The 411-nt window shown below is 77.9% G+C and carries 1 protein-coding gene; it reads right to left on the reverse strand.

The window, feature by feature from the left end:
• Nucleotides 1-44: 44 nt before the first annotated feature.
• Nucleotides 45-411: chorismate-binding protein (locus tag CBF90_RS16640; protein WP_172407894.1), on the reverse strand; the 367-nt coding region annotated here is incomplete at its 5' end.

The following is a 411-nucleotide window of genomic DNA, read 5'->3' on the forward strand; positions in this document are numbered from 1 at the left end:
GCCCGACGGCGCGGACCTGTAGGGCGCGCCGACCCCCGGACCCCTCAGCCGCCCAGCGCGTCCCGGACCGGCACGAACTTGGCCTGCGCCTCCGCCAGCTCGGCGGCGGGGTCGGAGCCGGCGACGATGCCGCAGCCCGCGAACAGGCGCACGGTCCGGCCGGACACGGCCGCCGAGCGCAGGGCGATGCCCCACTCGCCGTCGCCGGAGGCATCCATCCAGCCCACCGGACCGGCGTACCGCCCGCGGTCCATGCCCTCGAGCTCGGTGATCAGCGCCAGGGCGTCCCCGGTCGGGGTGCCGCCGACGGCGGCGGAGGGGTGCAGGGCCTCGGCCAGCTGCAGCGAGGAGACGGTGCGGGCGTCGTGCACGACGCCGGCGACGTCGGTCGCCAGGTGCATGACGTTGGGC

Origin of the sequence: Microbacterium sp. AISO3 (assembly GCF_002204305.1) — a bacterium.
GTDB classification, from domain to species: domain Bacteria; phylum Actinomycetota; class Actinomycetes; order Actinomycetales; family Microbacteriaceae; genus Microbacterium; species Microbacterium arborescens.